Source organism: Pseudonocardia cypriaca (assembly GCF_006717045.1).
GTDB classification, from domain to species: Bacteria; Actinomycetota; Actinomycetes; order Mycobacteriales; family Pseudonocardiaceae; genus Pseudonocardia; species Pseudonocardia cypriaca.
The window spans coordinates 1,660,137-1,683,054 of the sequence record NZ_VFPH01000001.1; the positions used below are offsets into that span (position 1 = coordinate 1,660,137).

The following is a 22,918-nucleotide window of genomic DNA, read 5'->3' on the forward strand; positions in this document are numbered from 1 at the left end:
GCACAACACGGCTGCGGGGATGATGGGCGGTGATGACCACTCGCTCCGTCGTCGTGCTGGGTTCCACCGGCTCGGTCGGCACACAGGCGCTCGACGTCGTCGCGGCGCACCCGGACCGGTTCACGGTCGCGGGCCTCGCCGCCGGCGGCCGGGACATCGACCTGCTCGTGCGGCAGGTCCGGGACCACCGCGTGCCCCGGCTCGCCGTGGCGAGCGCCGGCGCCGCCGCCGAGCTGCGCGACCGGCTGCCCGGCGTCGACGTGCTGGCCGGGCCGGAGGCGGCCACCGAGCTCACCGCCACCGCGGGCGCCGACACCGTGCTCAACGGGATCACCGGCTCGGTCGGGCTGGGTCCGACGCTGGCCGCCCTCGCCTCGGGAGTCACGCTCGCGCTCGCCAACAAGGAGTCGCTGGTGGCCGGGGGAGCGCTGGTCACCGGCTCGGCCGCGCCGGGGCAGATCGTGCCGGTCGACTCCGAGCACTCCGCTCTCGCCCAGTGCCTGCGCGGCGGCCGGGCCGAGGAGGTGGATCGGCTCGTGCTCACCGCGTCCGGTGGCCCGTTCCGGGGGCGGCGGCGCGAGGAGCTGGAAGGCGTCACCGTGACCGACGCCCTCGCCCACCCGACGTGGGACATGGGGCCGGTCATCACGATCAACTCGGCCACCCTGGTGAACAAGGGCCTCGAGCTGATCGAGGCGCACCTGCTGTTCGGGGTGCCGTACGAGCGGATCGACGTGGTGGTGCACCCGCAGTCGATCGTGCACTCGATGGTGACGTTCGTCGACGGGTCCACGCTCGCGCAGGCGAGCCCCCCGGACATGAAGCTGCCAATCGCGCTCGCCCTCGCCTGGCCGGACCGGTTGCCGGGCGTCGCCCGCCCGTGCCGGTGGGAGACCGCGCAGGCATGGACGTTCGAGCCGCTGGACGACGACGCGTTACCCGGCGTGCGCCTGGCCAGGGCAGCAGGTACGGCGGGTGGATGCGTCCCCGCCGTGCTCAACGCCGCGAACGAGGAGGCCGTGGCGGCGTTCGTCGCGGGCTCGCTGCCGTTCGTCGGCATCTGCGACCTCCTGGAGGAGGTGCTCGGCGCCGCCGACGGCTGGACCGCGGACCCCGCTACCGTGGCGGACGTGCTGGCTGCGGAGGAGTGGGCGAGGGCGCGTGCGCGTGAGCTCGCCGGCTCGAGGAAGGCGTTCCTCTCATGATGTTCGTGCTCGGGATCCTGCTGCTCTTCGCCGGGATCATGTTCTCGGTGGCCTGGCACGAGCTGGGCCACTACCTCGCGGCCCGGAAGTTCGGCATCAAGGTGCCGGAGTTCTTCGTCGGGTTCGGCAAGACCCTCTGGTCGCGAAAGGTCGGCGAGACCGAGTTCGGGGTCAAGATGATCCCGCTCGGCGGCTACGTCCGCATGATCGGCATGCTCCCGCCCGCCAAGGGCGAGACGCTGGGCCGCAGCCGCCGCACCGGCCCGTTCCAGGGCCTCATCGACGACGCCCGGCAGCAGTCGGCCATGGACGTGCTGCCCGAGGACGCGAACCGGCAGTTCTACACCCGCGCGCCGTGGAAGCGGATCATCGTGATGGCGGCGGGGCCGTTCCAGAACCTGATCCTCGCCGTCATCCTGTTCGCGATCGCGATCATGGGTGTCGGGGTCCCGACGAGCAGCACCACGATCTCGACCGTCAGCCAGTGCGTCCTGCCGGCCACGGCGCCGCAGACCGAGCAGTGCCCGGCGGACGCGCCGCCGAGCCCGGCCGCGGCGGCGGGCCTCCTGCCGGGCGACAAGATCGTCGCCTTCAACGGGGCACCGGTCACCGAGAACGACTGGCGTTCCCTGCAGGAGGCCATTCGCGCCGCCTCCGGCACGGTGACCATCACGGTGGAGCGCGGCGACCAGCGGTTCGACCTCACGCCCACCCTGATCCGCACGCAGGCCCAGGACCTGAACGACCCGAACCGCGTCGTGGACGTGAGCTTCCTCGGGGTCACACCGGTGCCGACCATCGCGCGGCAGGGGCCGGTGACGGTTGTCGTCGCGGTGGGTGACGTCATCGTCCGCACCGGTCAGGCGATCATCAACCTGCCCGAGCGGCTGCCGAACCTGTTCGGGTCGGCCTTCCTCGGTGAAGAGCGCGACCAGGACGGGCCGGTCGGCATCGTGGGTGTGTCCCGCATCGGGGGCGAGTTCCTCGCGGCCGAGGACTTCACGGCGACGCAGCGGGTGCTGTTCCTGCTCAACCTGCTGGCCCTGGTGAACATCTCGCTGTTCCTGTTCAACCTGCTGCCGCTTCCGCCGCTCGACGGGGGACAGATCTTCCCGGCGCTGTGGGAGGCGATCCGCAAGCGGATCGCGCGGGTGCGCGGCAAGCCCGACCCCGGCCCGGTGGACGCGGCGAAGCTGCTGCCGGTCGCCTACGTCGTGGCTCTGCTGTTCATCGGGTGGAGCGCGATCCTGCTGGTCGCCGACGTGGTCAACCCGATCCAGCTGCCGTTCTGACGCTCAGGCCGAGAGGAGGCGTCCCGCGTTCGGCACCCACGGGACGAGGCCCAGCGTCGTGAGGATCTGGTGCGCTGTCGCGGTGGCCGCGGAGAGCACGGGCAGCCCGGCCTCCTCCTCGACCACCGCGATCGACTCCAGCGAGGGCATCTGCACGCAGGCGGACAGGACGAGCGCGTCGGCGCCGGTCAGGTCGAGCTTGCGCCGGTGTTCGCGCAGGTCGGCCGGGTCGAGACGGGCGACGGCGAGGTTGTCGGGCACCTCGAGCGACAGGGCGTCCACCACCTCGACGCCCGCGTCCTCGAGGTAGGTGACGACCAGCTCGGTGAGCGGCTTCAGGTACGGCGTGATGATCGCGACCTTGCGGGCCCCGAGCGCCGCGATGCCGGACAGGAGCGCCCCGGCGCTGGACACGACGGGCGCATCCGAGCCCTCGGCGCGCAGGGCGGCGGTGATCGTGTCCTCCGCGGTGCAGTGGTAGCCGGGGCCCTGCGCCATGATCGCGACGAGGCAGGCGGTGGCGACCACGTCGGGCCGGGCGTCGGCCAGCTCGGTGGCCGCCCGCTCCGCCTGGGCGTTCATGGCCCGCAGCTGCTCCGGTGTGACGTGCTGCATCCGCGCCCGCGCCGAGTGGAAGACGAACCGGTCCTCCGGCAGCTCCCGCTCGCGGGCGGCGAGCATCCGGGGGAGCTCGGTCTCCATCGTGAGGTTCGAGCTCGGGACGATCATCCCGATGTGGTGCGTCACCATGCTCAACGCCTACCCACCGGACGCATCACGGGCACGGTCAGCTCGCCGGCGTCGACGATGAGCTCGTCGTCGAGGTAGAGGGAGTTGCCGCGCATGGGGATGTCGAAGTGGCAGGGGGTGTCGTTGGGGCCGCCGAGCTCGTTGTTCGGGCCGATCGAGAACATCACGTTGCCGTAGAAGCTGCGCAGCTCCATGCCCATGCCGCCGCCGAACTGGGTGAGGCCGTGCCAGTGGGCGCGCTCGTCGAGGCCCCAGCCGACGTGGCTCATCCCGTAGCCGCGCGGGTCGTCGAAGCTCTTGATGTACGAGCTGAGCAGGTCGGCATCGAGCCCGCCGCGGATGTCGCGGATGAAGCCCTGCTCGATGGTGATCTCCACCGGGGTCTGCACGTAGGTGTTGAACGGCAGCAGCACGTCGCCGGGGGCGAGCACGATCTTGCCGTCGACGCCGTCGTCGGCGCCGCCGGTGAACACGAACGCGGCGGGCCAGTGGTCCCAGCGGCCGGGCTGGTCGGTGTAGCCGTACTCGCTCATCGTCGGGTAGACGCCGAGCCGGTAGGTGACGTCGGTGCCGTGCGGGCTGGTGATGCGCATGGTCTGGGCCTTGGCGAGCAGCTCGGCGCCGACCTCGACGCGCTCCCGCAGCTCCGTCGTGGGCATCAGCCGGGCGAGCAGCGGGGCAGGCTCGACGGCGGTGAGGATGCGCGTTCCGGCGCCCTGGATCTCGAACTGCTCCTTGCTGAACAGCAGGAACGTGCAGTCGACGAGCATGTCGGCGCGCTTGAGCGCCTCGACCGCGAGCGGGTTGGCGGCCAGGCCGGAGTCGCCGACCGCCCACGCGCCCGACGCCGACGCGGGCGGCGGGAGCCGCAGGTGGAACGTCGCCGCACCGAGCTTCTGCGCCGCCCACATGAACGCGTTCGCGTACTCGCCGCGCTCGTCGCCCCGGGTCAGGACGGCGACGGTCTCGCCGTCGTGCACCCCGGACAGCGTCAGCTGCTGCAGGCAGATCTCGTTGAACAGGTTCTGGTCCACAGGTCCCTCCGGAGATAGTCCGAACACTGACGATCCCGCGGAGTGCCCATCAGGTCAAGGCCTGGCGTGTTGCGACCGCGTGACCGACGGCGTGCTTAGCTGGATCCGTGAGTACCGGGGGAGTGGCGGGACGTGCGGGGATCGACCCCTCGAAGGGGCTGCCCCCGCCGGAGGAGCTGCTCGCGGCGCCGGGCTACGTGGCGCGGCGGATGCACCAGGCCTACACCGCCGCCTGGGTCAGGCTCGTCGACCCGGTGCTGACCGGGCCGCAGTTCGCGGTGCTGACCGCCGTCAACGCGTACCCCGGCGTCGAGCAGGGGTCGCTCGGGTCGTCCGTCGCGCTCGACCGGTCGACGATGGCGAGCATCGTGCGCCGGCTGGAGGATCGCGGCCTGATCGTCCGCGAGCGCCCCGCAGACGACGGCCGCAAGCGCCTCCTGCGCCTCACGCCCGAGGGCGAGGCCACCCTTCGCGAGACCGACCGCCGGGCCCGTGACCTGGACAAACTGCTGATGCAGGGCTACGACCGCGCGGAGCAGGTGGCGCTGCTGCGCCGCCTCACGGCGCTCACCGAGCACTGGGAGGGCCTGGTCGACGACTGAGCTGCTCGGGGGTTTCTGACGCGTTACAGCTCGCCGAACCCCTTGCGCTCCGGGATCGTCAGTGTTCGGATTATCTCGGCACGTGGCCCGGAGCACAGCCCGGGCGAGCCGACGTGATTCGTCCACTGTGGATCAACCAAGGGAGCGCACCAGTGCCGGCCAGCCAGTCCTTCGCCGTCACCATCGCCGGTGGTGGCCTCGGCGGTCTCACCACGGCGCTCGCGCTGCGCAGGCGCGGCCATCGGGCAACCGTGCTGGAGCAGGCACCGGAGCTCGGCGAGGTGGGTGCCGGGATCCAGACGGCGCCGAACGCGAGCCGGATCCTGCTCGGGCTGGGGCTGCGCCGGCAGCTCGAGGCGATCCACACCGAGCCGCAGGACCAGGTGCGCCGCCGCTGGGAGGACGGCAGCATCATCGCCACGCTTCCGCTCGGCGACCGGGTCAAGCGGGAGTGGGGCGCGCCCTACTGGCACTACCACCGCGCCGACCTGCACAAGGTCCTGCTCGACGCCTGCCTCGACCCCGACGGGGCCGGGCCGGTCGTCGAGGTGCACACGGGCGCGCAGGTCGTCGACATCGACCTCGCCGACCCGACGCGCCCGGTCGCCCTCACCACCGACGGGCGTCGCTTCCCCGGCGACGTGCTCGTCGGCGCCGACGGCATCCGCTCGTCCGTCCGCGACGCGATGGGCCTGCCGGACACGCTCGCCTTCTCCGGGGAGATGGCCTACCGCGCCCTCATCCCCGGCGACAAGATCGCGGCCGACCCCGCCACCCGCTTCCTGCTCGACCGGTTCCACTCCACGATCTGGTACGGCCCGGACCTGCACCTCGTGCACTACTTCATCCGCGGCGGCGAGTACCTCAACGTCGTCGCGATCGTCCCGAACACGCTCGACATCGAGCAGACGTGGAGCGGGCCGGCCACCGCGGACGAGATGGTCGACGCGTTCTCCGGGTGGGACGACCGGGTGGCGGCGATGCTGTCCAAGGCCGAGGGTGATGCGTCGAAGTGGGCGATGTTCCGCCGCCACCGCGACCCGGTGTGGGTGGACGGCCACGTGGCGCTCCTCGGCGACGCCTGCCACGCGATGCTGCCCTACCAGGCGCAGGGCGCGTCGCAGGCGATGGAGGACGCGGCCGTGCTGGCCGAGGAGCTGGGCGCGGTCACCCGCGACGGGATCGCGGAGGCGCTCGTCCGGTACGTGTCCCGCCGTGCCACGCACGCCGGCATGGTCCAGGATGCGTCCCTTTCGAACATGCGCTTCTACCACCTGCCCGACGGCCCCGAGCAGCAGGAGCGCGACCGCAGGCTGCGTGACTTCCAGGGCGAGTCCGACGTCTCGTACGACTGGCTCTGGAGCGGCACTCCCCTGAACAACCCGGACCTCGAGTCCTTCTCCTACCCGTTCGTGCGCTGATCCCCCGAGAACGGAGCCCACCACATGCGTACCGGCGACCAGGTCGTGCAAGACCTCCCCTGGAAGTGGGGAGTGCAAGGCAAGATCTTCATCATCGGCGGGCTGGGCTACATGTTCGACGCCTGGGACGTCGCCCTCAACGGCTTCCTCACCCCGCTGCTCGGCACCGAGTTCGGCCTGTCCACCGGGCAGCGCGGGCTGGTCGCCACGGCGAACCTCGTCGGCATGGCCGTCGGCGCCGTGGCCTGGGGCACGGTCGCCGACCGGGTGGGCCGCAAGCGCGCGTTCAGCATCACGCTGCTGATCTTCGCGCTGTTCTCCGTGCTCGGGGCGCTGTCGCCGAGCTGGGAGGTCTTCCTGATCCTGAGGTTCCTCGCCGGCATCGGGCTCGGCGGCTGCATCCCCGTCGACTACGCGCTGGTCAGCGAGTTCTCCCCGAAGAAGCAACGTGGCCGCGTGCTCGCGGCGATGGACGGGTGGTGGCCGGTCGGCACCACGCTCGCCGGGCTCTCGGCCACGTTCCTCGTGCCGGTGCAGGGCAACTGGCGCTGGATGCTCGCGCTGATGGTGCTGCCCGCGTTGCTGCTGTTCTGGGTGCGCCGCGGCATCCCCGAGTCGCCGCTCTACCTCGCACGCACGGGCCGTGAGGCCGAGGCGCGCGCCGTGATCGACGACCTCGTCATGCGGACGGGCGCCGCCCACGAGCCGTACGAGATCCCCGCCGTCGCGGCGGCCGTGCAGCGGCGTCGCGGGGTCGGCGCCGCGCTCGAGCAGCTGCGCCTGGTCTGGGCGTTCAACCCGCGGATCACCTCGGTCGCCTGGGCGCTGTTCATCTCCGTGATGCTCGTGTACTACGCGGCGCTGTCCTGGATGCCCTCGATCCTGCGCGCCCAGGGCATGGGCGACGTGGCCGCCTTCGCCGGCACCACGATCATGAACGCGGTCGGCATCCTCGGCGTGATCACGGCGGTGCTGCTGGTGGAGGTCGTCGGCCGCAAGTGGGTGATCGCGGTGTCCGGCCCGGCGGCGGCGCTGGCGCTGGTGGTGTTCGCGCTGGTGCTGGACGTGCCGTCGGCGGCCATCACGATGATCGCCGTGTTCGGGTTCCTGTCGTTGACGGTGATCCCGGTGATGTACGCCTACGTCTCCGAGCTCTACCCGACGCCGCTGCGGGCGAGCGGGTTCGGCTGGGCCTCCTCGTCCAGCCGGGCCGTCACCGGTTTCGCGCCCCTGTTGTTCGGCAGCGTGCTGTGGCCGGTTCTCGGCCTCCCGCTGACGTTCACGGTGCTCGGAGTCCTCGTGGTGGCCGCTGTGCTCTGGATGGCCGTCGCGGCCCCCGAGACGCGCGGCCGCGAGCTCGACCACGTCACAGAGGGCGGCGACGAGTCGCTGGTCATCACACCGGCGTGAAGCCCGCACCGTTCACCTACCACCGCGCCCGGAGCGTCTCGGGCGCGGTGGGGCTGCTCGCCGAGCTGGGGGAGGACGCGAAGGTCATCGCGGGCGGGCAGAGCCTCGTCGCGATGATGAACTTCCGCCTGGCCCGGCCCGAGCACCTGATCGACATCGCCCGCATCCCCGGGCTCGACGCGATCTCCCGGGACGGGCCAGAGGACGGCGGAGCGTTGCGGATCGGCGCCCTGGTCACCCACCACGCCGTCGAGACCGCCGACCTCGGCCCCGGGTTCCGGGTGCTCTCCGACGCGATGCGCTGGGTCGGGCACCTGCCCATCCGCACCCGCGGCACGGTCGGCGGGAGCCTCGCGCACGCCGACGCGACCGCCGAGTGGTGCCTGCTCGCCGCGCTGCTAGATGCGCTGATCGTGGTCGAGGGCCCGGCGGGGCGGCGGGAGATCCCGGCGGGCGAGTTCTTCCAGGGCGTGTTCACCACGGCGCTCGAACCCGACGAGCTGATCGTCGAGGTGGTGTTCCCCCGGCCCGCGCCGCGGGCGGCCCTGACGGAGTTCGCCGAGCGACGGGGCGACTTCGCGATCGTGGCGGCGGCGGTCGACCTCGACGCGCCGCGCGTCGTGCTCGGCGGCGTCGCCCCGGTGCCGCTGCGGGTGCCCGCCGCGGAGGCGGTGCTCGGCAGGGGAGGGGCGCCCGCCGAGGCCGGGGCGGCCGCGGCGGAGGCGATCGACGTCCGCGACGAGCCCGGGGTGAGCGCGCACTACCGCCGCGCGCTCACCCGGACGCTCGTCGCCCGAGCCTGCGAGGAGGCGGGTACCCGATGAACGAGCCCCACTTCCGCAGGGACGGCGCCTGGGTGGGTGCGTCGGTCCCGCGGCGGGAGGACCCGCGGCTGCTGGCCGGGCGCGGCCGGTTCGTCGACGACGTCGCCCTGCCCGGGATGCTGCACGCCCAGTTCGTGCGCAGCACCGTGGCCCACGGCCGGATCGTCGCGGTCGACCTCGACGAGGTCCGCGCGGTGCCCGGGGTCGTGGCGGCGTTCTCGGCCGCCGACCTCGGCCTCGGTGACGTCACCGCCCTGCTCGACCGCCCGCCGCACGAGTTCGTGCCCACCTCGATGCCGGTGCTCGCCCGCGACAAGGTCCGCTTCGTCGGGGAGCCGGTCGCGATCGTGGTCGCCCGCGACCCGTACGCCGCCGAGGACGGCGTCGAGGCCGCGGTCGTCGAGTACGAGGACCTCGACCCGGTCGTCACCGACACCGCAGCACTCGCCGACGGCGCCCCGCTCGTGCACGCCGAGGCGCCGCGCAACACGCTCGTCGACGTCTCCCTCTTCGCCACCGAGGGCATCGACGAGGTGTTCGCCGAGGCGCCCTGCGTCGTCCGGGTCCGGACGAAGACCGGCCGGCAGAACGCGCTCCCCCTCGAAACCCGCGGCGTCGTCGCGTCATGGGACGACCGCGACGAGCAGCTCCACGTGCAGACCAACACCCAGATCCCGCACCAGGTGCGCACCGTGCTCGCGAGCTGCGCCGGGCTGGCCGAGAAGCAGGTGCGCGTCACCGTGCCGGACATGGGCGGCGGCTTCGGGCAGAAGTGCGTGGTCGGGCGCGAGGAGATCGCCGCAGCGGCCGCCGCGCTGCGGCTGCGTCGCCCGGTGAAGTGGATCGAGGACCGCCGCGACGCCCTCACCGCCGCGTTCCTCGCCCGCGAGCAGCGCTACGACGTGCGCGCCGCGTTCGACGCCGACGGCCACATCCTCGGCCTCGACGCCGACGTCGTCTGCGACATGGGCGCCTACTCCTGCTACCCGTTCACGGCCGGCATCGAGCCGCTGATGGCGTCGGCGGAGATGCCGTCGGTCTACAAGGTGCCCGCGTACCGCGTGCGTGGCCGGGCGATCACCACGAACAAGGCGCCCACCGGCCCGTACCGGGGTGTGAGCCGCCCGCAGTACGTGATGGTCATGGAGCGGTTGATGGAACGGGCCGCGCGCGAGCTGGGCATCGATCCCGTCGAGATCCGCCGCCGCAACGTGATCACCGTGTTCCCGTACACCGGCGTCAACCGGATCACCTACGACCCGGGCTCGTACCGCGAGTCACTGGATCTGTGCGAGCAGGTGCTGCGCGACGAGGGCTGGTACGACGTGCGCGACTCGGGTCGCGTGATCGGGATCGGCTACTCCTGTTTCTCCGAGCGCACCGGCTACGGCTCCGGTGCGTTCGCCCAGCGCAAGATGCGGGTGGTGCCCGGCTTCGACATCTCGGAGATCCGGATGGACGTCTCCGGCACCGTGTCCGCCACCACCGGCACGATGAGCCACGGCCAGAGCCACGAGACGACGATGGCCCAGATCGTGGCCGACCGGCTCGGGCTCGACATCGCCCAGGTCAAGATCGTGCAGGGCGACACCGACCGGATCACCTACGGCTGGGGTTCCTTCGCCAGCCGCTCGATCACGATCGGCGGGAGCGCGGTCGCGGCGGCATCGGAGAAGCTCGGCGACCAGCTGCGGGAGATCGCGGCGCACCTCCTCGACGCCGACGTCGACGGATGCGAGCTGGACGGCGCGGGCGGGGTGCGGCTGCGGGACGACCCGGCGCGGCGCCTGTCGTTCGCCGAGCTCGCCGACGTGGCCTACCTGCGGGCGCACCTGCTCCCCAAGGGCGTCGGACCGGGGTTGTCGGCCACCGCGAGCTTCGACGTGCCGGGCGACGGGACGTTCTCCAACGCCACCCACGGCGTCGTCGTGGAGCTCGACCCGGGCACCGGCGGCGTCGAGATCCTGCGGTACGTCTGCGTGGAGGACTGCGGGGTGGCGATCCACCCGCAGATCGTCGAGGGGCAGTGCCGCGGCGGGATCGCGCAGGGCATCGCGGGCGCGCTGTTCGAGCAGGTCACCTACGACGACGCGGGGCAGCCGCTCGCCCCGAGCCTGATGGAGTACAAGGTGCCGACCGCCGCCGAGATCCCCGACATCGTGATCCACCACCTCGAGACGCCGTGCGCGTTCACCGCGAACGGCGCCAAGGGCGCGGGGGAGGGCGGCACGATCGGCGCACCCGCCGCCGTGCTCAATGCCGTCAACGACGCGCTGCGGGGGACGGGCGTCGAGCTGGACGACACCCCGATCTCGCGCGAGGCCGTCCACCGGGCACTGGAGGGAACCCATGGCTGAGATCCAGCTGGTCGAGCTGACCGTCAACGGCGAGCGGCGCGACCTCGCGATCGAGCCGCGCCGCACGCTCGTCGACGTGCTCCGCCACGACCTGGGCCTCACCGGCACCCACGTGGGCTGCGAGCACGGGATCTGCGGCGCGTGCACCGTGCTCGTCGACGGGGCGCCGGTGCGGGCGTGCCTGGTGTTCGCCGCGCAGGTGGAGGACGCCGACATCCGCACGGTCGAGTCGCTCTCCGCGCCCGACGGCAGCCTGTCGGACCTGCAGCAGGAGTTCTCAGCGCACCACGGGCTGCAGTGCGGTTTCTGCACGCCCGGCTTCCTGATGCTCGCCGAGGGCTTCCTCGCCGAGCGGCCCGACGCGACGAAGGAGGAGATCCGCGAGGTGGTGGCGTCCAACCTGTGCCGGTGCACGGGCTACCAGACGATCGTCGAGGCCGTGGACACCTGCGCGGCCCGCCGTCGCGAGGGGACCTGCGCATGATCGACGCGGTCTACGAGAGGGCGGGCTTCGGGGCATCGGTGCGCCGTGGGGAGCGGCCCGCGATCGTCGTGGTCGACCTGACCAACGGGTTCACGGACCCGTCCGAGCCGACGGGCGCCGACCTGTCGTCCGTGGTGGCCGCGACGGCCGAGCTGATCGAGGCCGGGCGGTCGGGCGGCGTGCCCGTGGTGTTCACGACGATCGCCTACACCCCCGCCGAGGCCGACGGTGACGCGATCACGTGGCTCACCAAGGCGCCCGGCATGCGCGCGCTGCGCGAGGGCACCCGCGCGGTGGCGATCGACGACCGGTTGCCGGTCGAGCCGGGGGACCACCTGATCACGAAGAAGGGCGCCTCCGCTTTCTTCGGCACTGGGCTCGCCGCGCTGCTCGTGGGCCTGCGGGTGGATACGGTGCTGGTCTGCGGCGCGACCACGAGCGGCTGCGTCCGCGCCAGCGCCGTGGACGCCGTGCAGAGCGGGTTCACGGTGCTCGTCCCGCGGCAGTGCGTGGGCGACCGCGCGCAGGGGCCGCACGAGGCGAACCTGTTCGACATCCAGGCCAAGTACGGCGACGTGATCGAGCTGGACGACGCCATGGGTTACCTGAAGGTGGTGCGATGAGGGCCGTGCTGCAGTCCGCGCTGGCCGACCTCGCCGACGTGCCCGCGCGGTCGCGCTGGGTCCGCTCCGGCGACCTGCGGCTGCACGTCCTCGACTACGGCGGGGACGGCGTCCCGCTCGTCGTGCTGCCCGGGATCACCAGCCCGGCGATCACCATGGACTTCGTGGCGCGGGAGCTTCCCGACCTCGTCCGGCCGATCGTGCTGGACGTCCGCGGCCGTGGCCTCTCCGACTCCGGCAAGTCCTACACCCTCGACGACTACGCCGACGACACCATCGCCGTGCTCGACGGCCTGGACCGCCCGCTGCTGCTGGGGCACTCGATGGGCGCCCGCATCGCGGCGGTCGTCGCGGCCCGTGGCGTGCCGCTGCGGGGCACGGTGCTCGTCGACCCGCCGATGAGCGGGCCGAGCCGCGGCCCGTACCCCACCACCCTCGACGCGTTCCTCGGCCAGCTGGAGCAGGCGCGGCGCGGCACCGACGCCGACGAGGTGGCCCGCTCCTGGCCGCGCTGGCCCCGGCGGGAGCAGGAGCTGCGGGCGCGCTGGCTCTCCAGCTGCGACGCCGAGGCGATCGCCGCCACCCACGCCGGTTTCGAGAGCGAGGACTTCTTCACCACCTGGCCGAACGTCCCCGCCCCGACCGTACTGCTGTACGGCGGGGAGAGCCCCGTCGTCACGGCGGCCGGTGCGGCGGAGGCGGCGGCCGCGAACCCGGCGGCCCGGCTGGTCGAGGTGCCAGGGGCCGGGCACATGGTGTTCTGGGACGAGCCGGAGACGGCGCTCCACCTGCTGCGGGAGATCCTCAAGGGCTGGTGATCGCGGGATGGGCGCGTTTCCCGACGGGTGGCGTCGGGAAACGCGCCGACGCGACGATCATGCCGTCGCGGCGGAGAGCAGGGCGGCACGGATCTCGGCGATGACGTAGGCCGGCCGGTTGGTGAGGTCGTGCCAGGTGAAGCGCAGCAGCTGCCACCCCGCCCGGACGAGTGCGTTCCCCTTCCGGCGGTCCGCCCGGAACCGGTCGACATCCGTGTGCCAGGCCCAGCCGTCGACCTCGATGGCGAGCTTCGCTTCGGGGAACGCGATGTCGATCCTCCGGTGCTCGAACGGCAGGCCTCGTTCCCAGCCGGTCAGCCCGGACTCCCTGAGAAGCGAGATCAGGAGCCGTTCGGCGGCGGAATCTGCGCGATCGGCCGCCCCGATCAGGAGTGCGGCGACACGAGTGCCTCCGCGGGCGCCGATGTTCCGGCAGTACGCCTGGTACAGATCCTCGAATCGCACGTGCTTCTGCAGGCCGCGGTCGAGGAACGCCGAGCCGTCGGGCAGCGCGATCGCGGTCTCGAGCGCGGCGAGTGGGGCCGCGGTGCACCAGATACCGCTGGTGAGGACCTTGTCCGCGGCAGGAAGATCGCGTCGGCGGACCCGGACGCCGGGGTAGCCGCGCAGTCCGAACCGGCGCGGCACGGTCACCTCGACCCGGGCGGGGACCACGGTCGGCATCCCGTGCCACCAGGCGGAGGCCGGTCCCGAGACCGCGCCGCGCTCCCCGGCCCACAACCCGGCAGCGTGGACCCGGGCGCGGTCGGTGAACCGGTGCCCAGCGGCGAGGAAGACCCTCGGCGCCACCCGCCGCCACCCCTCGTCCCGGACCCGCCGCTGCAGCGCGCGCTCCGCCAGACCGCACTCCGCCGCCTGAACAGCGGTGATCAGCCCGTCCTGGCGGGCGAGCAGAGCGAGGAGCCCCCGGTTCGCGACCATGATGGGCAGGATCGCGCCCCGGCAGCGTCGCCGCGGCCATTTCGGCAAACCGACCGCATGATCATCGGATCGGCGCGTTCTCCGTCACCACCCGTCGGGAAACGCGCCCATCCGCCGATCACACCCGGGCGACGAGGTCCTGCCAGTAGCTGTCGGCACCGGACATGTGCGCCTCCAGCAGCCGCACGGCGCGCTCCTCGTCGCGGGCGACGAGGGCGTCGAGGATCTCCATGTGCTCGCGCAGTGACTGCTGCTGGCGCGCGAGGTTGCCGAAGTAGACGGCGCGGCGCCGCTCCGTCATCAGGTAGAAGACGTTGACCAGGCGCAGCAGCACCGTGTTCTGCGTGGCGCGCACGATCCCCGAGTGGAAGACGCGGTCCAGCTCGGCGATGCGGGCCGGGTCGTCGAACGCGTCCTCCCAGTCGGCGAGGCAGCGGCGGAGCGCGTCGATGTCCTCGTCGCGGTGGCGGCGGCAGGCGAGGCGGATGGCCTCCAGCTCCTGGATGCGGCGGACCTCGGCGGCCTGGCCGCCCTCGTCGCCGGGCAGCGGGACGCCGATCTCGGTGAACAACCGCAGCGCCTCGATGCTCGCCGATTCGACCGTCATGTAGACGCCGGACTTGGGCCTACGCTCGATCAGGCGCAGGGTCTCCAGTACCGACAGGGCCTCGCGCACCTGCGTGCGGCTCGCCCGGAAGCGCTCGGCGAGCTCCCGCTCGGACGGCGCGCGCTCGTTGGGCGCGTAGCCGCGGGACAGCAGGAACGGGACGAGCTCGGCCACCAGGTTCATGGTCTTCCAATCTGGTCTGGCCAGATGTTAGCGTCGGCCGGCGACGCTGCCTATGGAGGAGGCTCATGACGAGCGAGCTCGAACCGTCCGTCCTCGAAGCGCTGAAGCGCTACGACTCACCGACCCTCGCCAACGCGATCGAGCTCTTCGACGTGCGCCCGCGCGACGAGGGCTACATGGGCCACGAGGTGCGCTGCCTGTTCCCGGATCTCGGGGTGATGGTCGGGTACGCCGCCACCACCACGATGCGGGCCCGCGGTCGCGGCGCGGCGGATCCCGAACCCCTCACCAAGCACGTCCAGCAGGTGGCGGGGCCGCGGATCGTGGTCGTGCAGGACGTCGACGACCAGCCCGCCCACGGCGCGCTGTGGGGCGAGGTCATGGCCACCACGTTCACGGCGCTCGGGTGCCTCGGCACGGTCACCGACGGGTCGGTCCGCGACCTCGACGAGGCGCGCGCCATCGGCTTCCACTTCTTCGCCCCCGCCGTCACCGTCTCGCACGGGTACGCGCGGGTCGAGGACGTCGGCGGGCCGGTCACCGTCGGCGGGCTGACCGTCTCACCCGGCGACCTGCTGCACGCCGACAAGCACGGCGTCCTGCTCATCCCCGCCGAGATCGCCGCCGAGCTGCCGGCCGCGTCCGACCGGGTGATCGCCGCGGAGCAGGAGTACATCCGCTGGGTCCGCTCGGAGGAGTTCGACCCGGACCTGCTCGCCGAGCGTCGCGCGAAGATGAAGGCCGCGTTCACGCCGTGAGGATCACGGCGGTCCGCTGCGTGGAGTACACCGGCACGATCGACCACCCGGGCGCGTTCTGGGAGGAACGCCTGATCCGCCCGGTCGACATCTACCCGCAGTTCCGCGCGGAGGGCCCCGAGTTCCTCCCGGGCGCCGAGGGCGACGGCCACCGCGTCACCTCGGTGTTCGTGCACGTCGAGACCGACGACGGCGTCACCGGCACCGCCGGGCCGATCACCCGCCAGCAGGCCTACCTCATCGGCACCGGGATGGCGGCGCTGCTCGTGGGCCGGGACCCGCTGGCCACCGAGTACCTGTGGGACGTCCTGTACCGGTCGGCCGTCCACGGCCGCAAGGGCGTCGAGATGATGGCGATCAGTGCGCTCGACTGCGCGCTGTGGGACCTCAAGGGCCGCCACCTCGGCGTGCCGGTCCACGTCCTGCTCGGCGGGCCGACGCGGGAGGAGATCCCCGCCTACGCGTCCGCGCTCGGCTACTCGCTCGACCTGGACGCGGTGCGGGAGCGGGCCGCGGAGATCGTCGGTGCCGGCTTCACCGCCACGAAGTGGTTCCCCCGCCACGGCCCGGTGGACGGCGGGGCCGGGATCGAGGCCAACGTCGCGCTGGTCGCGGCGCTGCGCGAGGCCGTGGGGCCGGACGTCGACATCATGGTCGACGCGTGGATGTCCTGGGACGTGCCGTACGCGCTGCGGATGGGGGAGCGGCTCGCGGAGTACGCGCCGCGGTGGATCGAGGAGCCGGTGCTGCCGGACAAGCCGCACTCCTACGCCGAGATCACGCGGCGGATGCCCGGCGGGATCCAGGTGTCCGGCGCCGAGCACGAGTACACGCGATGGGGCCTGCACCAGCTGATGGCCGCCGGTGCCATGCACATCTACCAGCCCGACACCTACTGGGCGGGCGGCATCAGCGAGATGCTCAAGATCGCGGCGCTGGCGAGCACCTACGACGTGCAGCTGATCCCGCACGGCCACTCCGTGCCGGCGAACACCCACTTCAGCTTCGCCCAGCCGCCCACGCTCACGCCGATGATCGAGTACCTGCTGAAGTGGAACACCCTCCACCAGTGGTTCCTCGCCACGCCCGTCCACCCGGTGGACGGGAAGGTGACACCGCCGACGCAGCCCGGACTCGGCACGGACCTGGACGAGAACAAGATCGAGTCGCGGCGGGAGCTGACCTTCGCATGACCGAGACGATCGCCTGTCTCAGTCCGCTCACCGAACAGCAGGTCCGCGAGCTGGCCGGCACCGACGACGTCAAGGTGCTGGTGGCACCCGATCCGCCTGCCCCGGAGGCCGTCCGCGAGGTCGTCGCGGGCGCCGACGTCGTGATCGCGGACATGACCCACCGGCACCGCCTCGACCGCGACGCGCTCGCCGCGATGACCCGGTGCCGCCTGGTGCAGCAGCCGGCCGTGGGTTTCGACGTGATCGACCACCTCGCCGCCGCCGAGCTCGGCATCCCGGTGGCCAACGCGGCGGGCTTCAACGCCGACGCCGTGGCCGACTGGACCCTCATGGGGATCCTCAACGCCGTCCGCCACGGGGCGCGGCTCGACCGCGAGATGCGCGCGGGAGGCTGGCGGCCGTCGGCCGCACTGCGCGCCCGCGACATGCGCGCGCTGACCGTCGGCATCGTCGGGATGGGCAACATCGGCCGGCAGGTCGCGGCGCGCGTCGCGGGGTTCGGGTCGCAGATCCTCTACTACGACGTGGTCGCCCGGGACCTGCCCGGCTGCGAGCCCGTCTCGTTCGACGAGCTGCTCGAACGCTCGGACGTCGTCACGCTCCACCTGCCGCTCGACGCCGGGTCGAAGGCGCTGATCGGTGCGCCGGAGCTGCGCCGGATGCGTCCGGGCGCGATCCTCTGCAACGCCAGCCGCGGGCCGATCGTCGACGAGGCCGCGCTGGTCGAGGCGCTCGAGTCCGGCCACATCGGTGGCGCCGCGCTCGACGTGTTCGAGGTGGAGCCGCTCGCCGCCGACTCGCCGCTGCTCCGCATGGAGAACGTCTTCGTCAACCCGCACATCGCGGGCGGGTCGGAGCAGGCCAGGGCGAACCTGATGGAGCAGACGGGGGCGAACGTCCGCCGGGTGCTCGCCGGTGAGAAGCCGGTCAACGTGGTCAACGGACTGTAGGGGAGAGGCATGGGCAGGTCGCTGCGTGAGCTGTGGGACGGCACGGATGCGACGATCGGGGGCTGGTGCTCGATCCCGAGCCCCTTCTCGGCGGAGCTGATGGGCCGGTGCGGTTTCGACTGGGTGTGCATCGACACCCAGCACGGCCTGGTCGGCTACGACCAGATGGTGCCGATGCTGCAGGCCCTGTCGATCACGGCGACGCCCGCGTTCGTACGGGTGCCGTGGAACCAGCCCGACCACATCATGAAGGCCCTCGACGCGGGCGCGCAGGGTGTGATCGTGCCGATGGTGGACACCGAGGAGGACGCCAGGGCGGCCGTCCGGGCCGCGAAGTACCCGCCGGTCGGCGCGCGCAGCTGGGGCCCGATCCGCGCCGCGTTCGACGTGCCGGGCTACAGCCCGGAGACGGCCAACCGCCGCACCGTCGTCGCGGTCATGATCGAGACGCCCGGCGGCGTGGAGAACCTCGACGCCATCCTCGCGGTGCCCGGCGTCGACGCGGTGTACGTCGGCCCGTCGGACCTCGCGCTCGGCCACGGGATGACCCCCACCCTCTCGCCGACCGACCCCGAACACGTGAAGCTGATCGAGACCATCGTCGACCGCTGCCGGGAGCGCGGCATCGTCGCCGGGATCCACTGCGACAGCGTCGAGACCGTCCGCCGGTGGCACGCCCGCGGGTACGGGATGTTCACCGTCGGCTCGGATGCCGCCCTGATGCGGGGAGCGGCCACGGCCGCGGTCGCCGGCGCGTTCGAGGGCAGCCGGGAGATCGTGGTGCCGGCGACGGGGCAGTATGCGTAGGCGCTAACCGAGGTCCGGAAGTGAGCGTTCGCGCGCCCGGATGAGCTGCGCGACGATCAGGTCTCGGCGGCGCAGGATCTCGAACTTGGTGTAGCGGTAGATCCGCCACCCCTTGTCCACCAATGCGGTGTAGCGACCGACGTCCCGCAGCACCTGGTCCGGCTCGGCGTGCCCCTGACCCTCGTACTCGATGCCGATCATCAGATCGGGCCAGGCGAGGTCCAGCCAGATCGCAGTCCGGCTCTGCGCGTCCTGCACCGCCCACTGCACCTCTGGTCGCGGCAGCCCGGCCTGCACGACCAGCATCCGCAGTCGCGTCTCCATCGGTGAGCACGAGCGCCGGTCGGCGTGCGCGAGCACGACAGGCACCAGACTGTTGCCGCGCGCACCGTGGTAGCGAGCGCTGAAGTGCAACAGGAGGTCGGGGGAGAAGCGGTGCACGTTGGCCAGCCGGTCGACCGCCACGACCCTCGACCAGTTCGCTGCAGCGGGCCAGGTCGTAGGTAGTGCGAACCGGGCTGGTCACCCTCAGACCGTTCACGTCCTTGATCTCGCCGGGGTACAGGTGCGCCCGGTGCACGATCAGACCGGCCGGCCTGCGCTGGCCGCGGTGGGGCACGGTGACCTCGGCCGCGGCATCCCGCGGTCCGCAGGACGCCGCCGAGGACCTCGGCGGCGGAGTAGCCCGAGAGCACCCCCCTCCCCTCAGGCCTCGAACTCGCCGGCGCGGAGGGCGGCCAGGAACTCTCGCCATGCGGGGGCGGGGTGGCGGTGAGGGGGGAGGGCTCGATCCTTCGTGTCCCGGAGGGCGACCTCGCCGCCGGGGAGGAGGGCCACCTCGACGCAGCCATCGCCGCCGCTGTTGCCGCCGCTGAAGCTGCTCTTCCGCCAGGTCACCCCCGCGGGATCCAGAGCGAGCATGGGGTACCTCTCACCCTTCGAACTCGCCGGCGCGGACGGCGGCCAGGAACTCTCGCCATGCGGGGGCGGAGTGGCGGTGCGGGGCCAGGGTGCGGTCCTTCGTGTCCCGAACGGCGACCTCGCCGCCGGGGAGGAGGGCCACCTCGACGCAGCCGGCCCCACCACTGTTGCCGCCACTGAAGCTGCTCTTCCGCCATGCCATGCCGGGGGGATCCAGAGCAGGCATGGGCACCTCTTGCGGTCGCGGCTACATCTGCGCGATCACCTGCTCGATCAGCGCCGTGCTCTCGACGGGGCTCAGCGCCACGGAGCTCAGGTGGTCGAAGACCACCCTAGCTCGCATCACATCCTCGGCCTTCTCGATATGGATGGAGCCCATCGGGTGTTCCGCATAGCCCATGTCCGGCTCGCCCAGTCCCTCGAAGCTGAGCACGGTGAATGCTCCGTCGAGCCCGGGGTGGCCGCCGACATCGGTAGGCAGGATCTGCAGGCTGACGGTGTCGAGTTTTGCCGCGTCGAGGAGATGATCGAGCTGCGCCCGCATCGCGGCGTGGCCTCCCAGTACCCGGTGGAGCACCGACTCCTCGATCACCGTGAGCAGTTCGAGGGGATATTCGGCCGACTTGAGTCGCTCCTGCCGGATCATCCTGACCTTCACGTCCCGCTCGAGGATTTGCGGCGACCGTGGGCGCAGTGAGGTCTCGAACAGCACCCGGGCGTAGTCCGCGGTCTGCAGCAGCCCGGGTACGAAGCTGGAAGCGAACTCGCGGACAGTGCTCGCCTCGGCTTCCAGCGGGACGTAGCCCCGGTCGTCCAGCCCGTACGCCCGCCACCACCCCTTGGCGCTGGCCTCCCGCGTGAGCTCGAGGATCTTCTCCCACCGGTCGCCGCCGATGTCGAAGAGGTCGAGCATGCTGCGGACGATGTGCACGTCGACGCCCTGATGGGCGTTCTCGATGCGGGACAGCTTGCTCGCCGAGACGTCCAGCCGTGGTGCGGCCGCCTCGATGGTCAGGCCCGCGTGCAGCCGCAGCTCGCGCAGTGTGCGGGCGAGCTGCCTTCTCCGGACGAGGGAACCGCTGCGCACGCCCGAACCTCCCTGCTCTGTGCGACCGGCCGATGACCGATGGTGGCAGGTGGGAGGTGGCAGGTGAAAGATCCAGGTGGTGCGGCACCGACACGGTGCGTGGGGTGGCCCAGGTACGAGTGTATCGCCGCCGGTTACGACATCTGCCGCATCCGATGCGATCACTTGCAGGTATCGAAGGTCAAAATGGACTGAAAGACTCCGTCCATGTCGGAGGTCCCGGAGGAAATGCTCGACCCCGACGCACCGGCAGGTTCGGCGCCGTCGTTGCGGTCCCGCGCCGCGCCCGTGTGGTGCGTCCACGGGGTGCGTTGGCAGCACACCGACGTCGGCTACGTCGCGGACGACGCGATGGTCGGTCCGCACGTCGGGCACCGGGATTCCGCCATGGAGGTCGGCGCGATCCCCTGCCAGCCCACCTACGCCTCGTACGAGGTGTGGCGCCGCACCGCCCTCGCCCGCGCCGCGAACCTGGACGGCTACCAGGGCCTGTGACCGCTCGGCGGCGGGGCACGTGGTCCCCGCCACCGTGGGCGGCGCACCGGCCGGGCGTGCGGGGATACTGAGGTCGTGAGCGTCTCCCTGGGCATGCCCGCACCGCCCGCCCCGACCCTTGCCCCCCGCCGCAAGACCAGGCAGCTGCAGGTCGGGTCGGTCGGCGTCGGATCGGACTTCCCGATCTCGGTGCAGTCGATGACCACCACCCTCACCGCCGACGTCAACGCCACCCTCCAGCAGATCGCCGAGCTCACCGCGTCCGGCTGCGACATCGTCCGGGTCGCCTGCCCCAGCCAGGACGACGCCGACGCGCTGCCGGCGATCGCGAGGAAGTCGCAGATCCCGGTGATCGCCGACATCCACTTCCAGCCGAAGTACGTGTTCGCCGCGATCGAGGCCGGCTGCGCAGCCGTGCGCGTGAACCCGGGCAACATCAAGAAGTTCGACGACAAGGTCAAGGAGATCGCGGCTGCCGCCCGCGACCACGGCACCCCGATCCGCATCGGCGTCAACGCGGGCTCGCTCGACAAGCGGCTCATGGCGAAGTACGGCAAGGCGACGCCGGAGGCGCTGGTCGAGTCGGCGCTGTGGGAGGCGAGCCTGTTCGCCGAGCACGACTTCCACGACATCAAGATCTCGGTGAAGCACAACGACCCCGTGGTCATGGTCCGGGCCTACGAGCTGCTCGCGGAGTCCTGCGACTACCCGCTGCACCTCGGTGTCACCGAGGCGGGGCCTGCGTTCCAGGGCACGATCAAGTCGGCCGTCGCGTTCGGGGCGCTGCTGCGCCAGGGCATCGGCGACACGATCCGGGTCTCGCTGTCCGCGCCGCCGGTCGAGGAGATCAAGGTCGGCACGCAGATCCTGCAGTCGCTCAACCTGCGGCCGCGCAAGCTGGAGATCGTCTCCTGCCCGTCCTGCGGGCGGGCGCAGGTGGACGTCTACAAGCTCGCCGACGAGGTCACGGCCGGCCTCACCGGCATGGAGGTGCCGCTGCGCGTCGCCGTCATGGGCTGCGTGGTGAACGGCCCCGGCGAGGCCCGCGAGGCCGACCTCGGGGTGGCGTCCGGCAACGGCAAGGGTCAGATCTTCGTCAAGGGCGAGGTGATCAAGACCGTGCCGGAGCACGCCATCGTCGAGACGCTGATCGAGGAGGCGATGAAGCTCGCCGAGACGCTCGAGGGCGAGGGCGAGCCCCAGGTGACGGTCGGCTAGTCATCGGCGTATGTGGACTTTGCCGTCGTTGCTCCGAACGTCGCACCCCGGTGGGTGATCCCATCGTGGGCAATGGCACGGCGGTCTGGCATCGTTGGGGGGTGCTTCGACTCGCCGGGGCGCGGCTCCTCGACGACCGGGACCGCGCAGGGGTGCGCGCCGTCCTGGACGACGATCCGGTGGCCGCATGCATGGTCTCCGCCCGCGTCGAGGTGGCGGGGCTCGATCCGTGGCGGCTCGGGGGTGAGCTGTGGGCCGTCGGGCCCCGGTTCGACGGGCTCTGCTTCTCGGGTGCCAACCTCGTGCCACTGCGCGGCGACCGCTCGGCGCTGCGCAGCTTCGCCGACCGCGCGCGCCGCCACGGCCGCACGTGCTCGTCCCTCGTGGGCCGGGCCGAGCTGGTGCTCCCGCTGTGGGACGACCTCGCCTCGCACTGGGCGCCCGCTCGTGAGGTGCGGGCCGACCAGCCCCTGATGGTGCTCGCGGGCGCGCCCGCCGTCGAACCCGACCCGTACGTGCGTCCGGTGCACCCCGCCGAGCTGGACAACTACCTGCCGGCCGCCGTCGCGATGTTCACCGAGGAGGTCGGCATCGACCCGCGGCTCGGCGACGGCGGCACGGGCTACCGGGCCCGGGTGGCGGAGCTGGTGTCCGCAGGCCGGGCGTTCGCCCGGTTCGAGAACGGCGAGGTCGTGTTCAAGGCCGAGATCGGGGCGCTGTCCGGGAAGGTCGGGCAGATCCAGGGCGTGTGGGTGCACCCGGACCGCCGCGGCCACGGGCTGGGCACGGCGGGCACGGCCGCGGTCGCCGCCCGCCTCGCCGCCATGGGGCGCGTGTCGAGCCTCTACGTCAACGGGTTCAACCACGTGGCCAGGGCCGCGTACACGCGTATCGGGTTCACGCAGATCGGCAGCTTCGCCACCGTTCTCTTCTGACG

At 72.1% G+C, this 22,918-nt stretch carries 25 protein-coding genes; 17 read left to right on the forward strand and 8 right to left on the reverse strand.

What is annotated here, in order from left to right; genetic code table 11:
- Window positions 1–32: 32 nt before the first annotated feature.
- Together dxr and FB388_RS07835 are read left to right on the forward strand one after the other, a co-directional pair.
- Window positions 33–1,205 carry a 1-deoxy-D-xylulose-5-phosphate reductoisomerase gene (dxr, locus tag FB388_RS07830; protein ID WP_142098935.1) on the forward strand — a complete coding sequence of 391 codons (1,173 nt, stop codon included), beginning with the start codon at window positions 33–35 and terminating at the stop codon, window positions 1,203–1,205.
- On the forward strand, window positions 1,202–2,497 hold the full coding sequence (locus FB388_RS07835; RefSeq protein WP_142098938.1) for a M50 family metallopeptidase: 1,296 nt from the start codon (window positions 1,202–1,204) through the stop codon (window positions 2,495–2,497). Before dxr ends, FB388_RS07835 begins: the two co-directional genes overlap by 4 nt.
- Before the next feature lie 3 nt (window positions 2,498–2,500).
- Here FB388_RS07835 and FB388_RS07840 read toward each other — a convergent pair whose 3' ends face one another.
- A complete protein-coding gene (locus FB388_RS07840) occupies window positions 2,501–3,247 on the reverse strand; it encodes a maleate cis-trans isomerase family protein (protein WP_142098940.1) in 747 nt (248 codons plus the stop codon).
- 2 nt (window positions 3,248–3,249) lie between these two features.
- A complete protein-coding gene (locus tag FB388_RS07845; protein WP_142098943.1) occupies window positions 3,250–4,281 on the reverse strand; it encodes a 2,5-dihydroxypyridine 5,6-dioxygenase NicX family protein in 1,032 nt (343 codons plus the stop codon).
- Between the two features lie 107 nt (window positions 4,282–4,388).
- On the opposite strand from FB388_RS07845, the gene FB388_RS07850 reads away from it, so the two are divergent.
- From FB388_RS07850 to FB388_RS07885, 8 genes are all read left to right on the forward strand, one after another.
- Complete coding sequence (locus FB388_RS07850; protein ID WP_246121726.1) at window positions 4,389–4,883, forward strand: MarR family winged helix-turn-helix transcriptional regulator; 495 nt, start codon at window positions 4,389–4,391, stop codon at window positions 4,881–4,883.
- 152 nt (window positions 4,884–5,035) lie between these two features.
- Window positions 5,036–6,304 (forward strand): FAD-dependent monooxygenase, encoded by a 1,269-nt coding sequence (locus tag FB388_RS07855; RefSeq protein WP_142098946.1) that lies wholly within the window; start codon window positions 5,036–5,038, stop codon window positions 6,302–6,304.
- A gap of 24 nt (window positions 6,305–6,328) precedes the next feature.
- Window positions 6,329–7,714 carry an MFS transporter gene (locus FB388_RS07860; RefSeq protein WP_142098948.1) on the forward strand — a complete coding sequence of 462 codons (1,386 nt, stop codon included), beginning with the start codon at window positions 6,329–6,331 and terminating at the stop codon, window positions 7,712–7,714.
- Window positions 7,711–8,538, forward strand: a complete 828-nt coding sequence (locus tag FB388_RS07865; protein ID WP_142098951.1) for an FAD binding domain-containing protein — start codon at window positions 7,711–7,713, stop codon at window positions 8,536–8,538. Before FB388_RS07860 ends, FB388_RS07865 begins: the two co-directional genes overlap by 4 nt.
- Window positions 8,535–10,895, forward strand: coding sequence for a xanthine dehydrogenase family protein molybdopterin-binding subunit (locus FB388_RS07870; RefSeq protein WP_142098953.1), 2,361 nt, complete (start codon window positions 8,535–8,537; stop codon window positions 10,893–10,895). Before FB388_RS07865 ends, FB388_RS07870 begins: the two co-directional genes overlap by 4 nt.
- Window positions 10,888–11,379, forward strand: a complete 492-nt coding sequence (locus FB388_RS07875) for a (2Fe-2S)-binding protein (protein WP_142098956.1) — start codon at window positions 10,888–10,890, stop codon at window positions 11,377–11,379. Before FB388_RS07870 ends, FB388_RS07875 begins: the two co-directional genes overlap by 8 nt.
- Window positions 11,376–12,002 carry an isochorismatase family protein gene (locus tag FB388_RS07880; protein WP_142098959.1) on the forward strand — a complete coding sequence of 209 codons (627 nt, stop codon included), beginning with the start codon at window positions 11,376–11,378 and terminating at the stop codon, window positions 12,000–12,002. The genes FB388_RS07875 and FB388_RS07880 overlap by 4 nt, the downstream gene beginning before the upstream one ends.
- Window positions 11,999–12,820 carry an alpha/beta fold hydrolase gene (locus FB388_RS07885; RefSeq protein ID WP_142098962.1) on the forward strand — a complete coding sequence of 274 codons (822 nt, stop codon included), beginning with the start codon at window positions 11,999–12,001 and terminating at the stop codon, window positions 12,818–12,820. The genes FB388_RS07880 and FB388_RS07885 overlap by 4 nt, the downstream gene beginning before the upstream one ends.
- A 57-nt stretch (window positions 12,821–12,877) precedes the next feature.
- Here the strand turns inward: FB388_RS07885 and FB388_RS07890 are convergent, their stop codons facing one another.
- Window positions 12,878–13,762 carry a DUF559 domain-containing protein gene (locus FB388_RS07890; protein WP_142098965.1) on the reverse strand — a complete coding sequence of 295 codons (885 nt, stop codon included), beginning with the start codon at window positions 13,760–13,762 and terminating at the stop codon, window positions 12,878–12,880.
- 118 nt (window positions 13,763–13,880) lie between these two features.
- The gene (locus FB388_RS07895; protein ID WP_170225519.1) at window positions 13,881–14,543 is read right to left on the reverse strand and encodes a FadR/GntR family transcriptional regulator; all 663 of its coding nucleotides are present in this window, start codon (window positions 14,541–14,543) and stop codon (window positions 13,881–13,883) included.
- A 74-nt stretch (window positions 14,544–14,617) separates the two neighbouring features.
- Here FB388_RS07895 and FB388_RS07900 point away from each other — a divergent pair, with 74 nt between their 5' ends.
- Genes FB388_RS07900 through FB388_RS07915 form a run of 4 tightly spaced genes read left to right on the forward strand, consistent with a single transcriptional unit; the run spans window position 14,618 to window position 18,260 of the window.
- Window positions 14,618–15,310 carry an RraA family protein gene (locus tag FB388_RS07900; RefSeq protein ID WP_142098970.1) on the forward strand — a complete coding sequence of 231 codons (693 nt, stop codon included), beginning with the start codon at window positions 14,618–14,620 and terminating at the stop codon, window positions 15,308–15,310.
- Window positions 15,307–16,503: an enolase C-terminal domain-like protein gene (locus FB388_RS07905; RefSeq protein ID WP_142098973.1), complete on the forward strand. Its 1,197-nt coding sequence runs from the start codon at window positions 15,307–15,309 to the stop codon at window positions 16,501–16,503. The genes FB388_RS07900 and FB388_RS07905 overlap by 4 nt, the downstream gene beginning before the upstream one ends.
- Complete coding sequence (locus FB388_RS07910; protein ID WP_142098976.1) at window positions 16,500–17,453, forward strand: 2-hydroxyacid dehydrogenase; 954 nt, start codon at window positions 16,500–16,502, stop codon at window positions 17,451–17,453. The genes FB388_RS07905 and FB388_RS07910 overlap by 4 nt, the downstream gene beginning before the upstream one ends.
- Window positions 17,454–17,462: 9 nt before the next feature.
- Window positions 17,463–18,260: an HpcH/HpaI aldolase family protein gene (locus FB388_RS07915; RefSeq protein ID WP_142098978.1), complete on the forward strand. Its 798-nt coding sequence runs from the start codon at window positions 17,463–17,465 to the stop codon at window positions 18,258–18,260.
- Window positions 18,261–18,263: 3 nt separating this feature from the next.
- Here FB388_RS07915 and FB388_RS07920 read toward each other — a convergent pair whose 3' ends face one another.
- The 4 genes from FB388_RS07920 to FB388_RS07935 all read right to left on the reverse strand — a co-directional run bounded on the left by FB388_RS07920 (window position 18,264) and on the right by FB388_RS07935 (window position 20,268).
- Complete coding sequence (locus FB388_RS07920; protein ID WP_142098980.1) at window positions 18,264–18,725, reverse strand: hypothetical protein; 462 nt, start codon at window positions 18,723–18,725, stop codon at window positions 18,264–18,266.
- 240 nt (window positions 18,726–18,965) lie between these two features.
- A complete protein-coding gene (locus tag FB388_RS07925; RefSeq protein WP_142098982.1) occupies window positions 18,966–19,181 on the reverse strand; it encodes a DUF397 domain-containing protein in 216 nt (71 codons plus the stop codon).
- Window positions 19,182–19,191: 10 nt separating this feature from the next.
- Window positions 19,192–19,407, reverse strand: a complete 216-nt coding sequence (locus FB388_RS07930) for a DUF397 domain-containing protein (protein ID WP_142098984.1) — start codon at window positions 19,405–19,407, stop codon at window positions 19,192–19,194.
- A 21-nt stretch (window positions 19,408–19,428) separates the two neighbouring features.
- Entirely contained in the window at window positions 19,429–20,268 is an 840-nt protein-coding gene (locus FB388_RS07935; RefSeq protein ID WP_142098985.1) for a helix-turn-helix domain-containing protein, read from the reverse strand.
- 207 nt (window positions 20,269–20,475) lie between these two features.
- On the opposite strand from FB388_RS07935, the gene FB388_RS07940 reads away from it, so the two are divergent.
- From FB388_RS07940 to FB388_RS07950, 3 genes are all read left to right on the forward strand, one after another.
- Window positions 20,476–20,763, forward strand: coding sequence for a hypothetical protein (locus tag FB388_RS07940; protein WP_142098987.1), 288 nt, complete (start codon window positions 20,476–20,478; stop codon window positions 20,761–20,763).
- Window positions 20,764–20,838: 75 nt separating this feature from the next.
- Entirely contained in the window at window positions 20,839–21,981 is a 1,143-nt protein-coding gene (gene ispG / locus FB388_RS07945) for a flavodoxin-dependent (E)-4-hydroxy-3-methylbut-2-enyl-diphosphate synthase (RefSeq protein WP_170225520.1), read from the forward strand.
- Window positions 21,982–22,082: 101 nt separating this feature from the next.
- On the forward strand, window positions 22,083–22,916 hold the full coding sequence (locus tag FB388_RS07950; protein WP_170225521.1) for a GNAT family N-acetyltransferase: 834 nt from the start codon (window positions 22,083–22,085) through the stop codon (window positions 22,914–22,916).
- Window positions 22,917–22,918 lie beyond the last annotated feature (2 nt).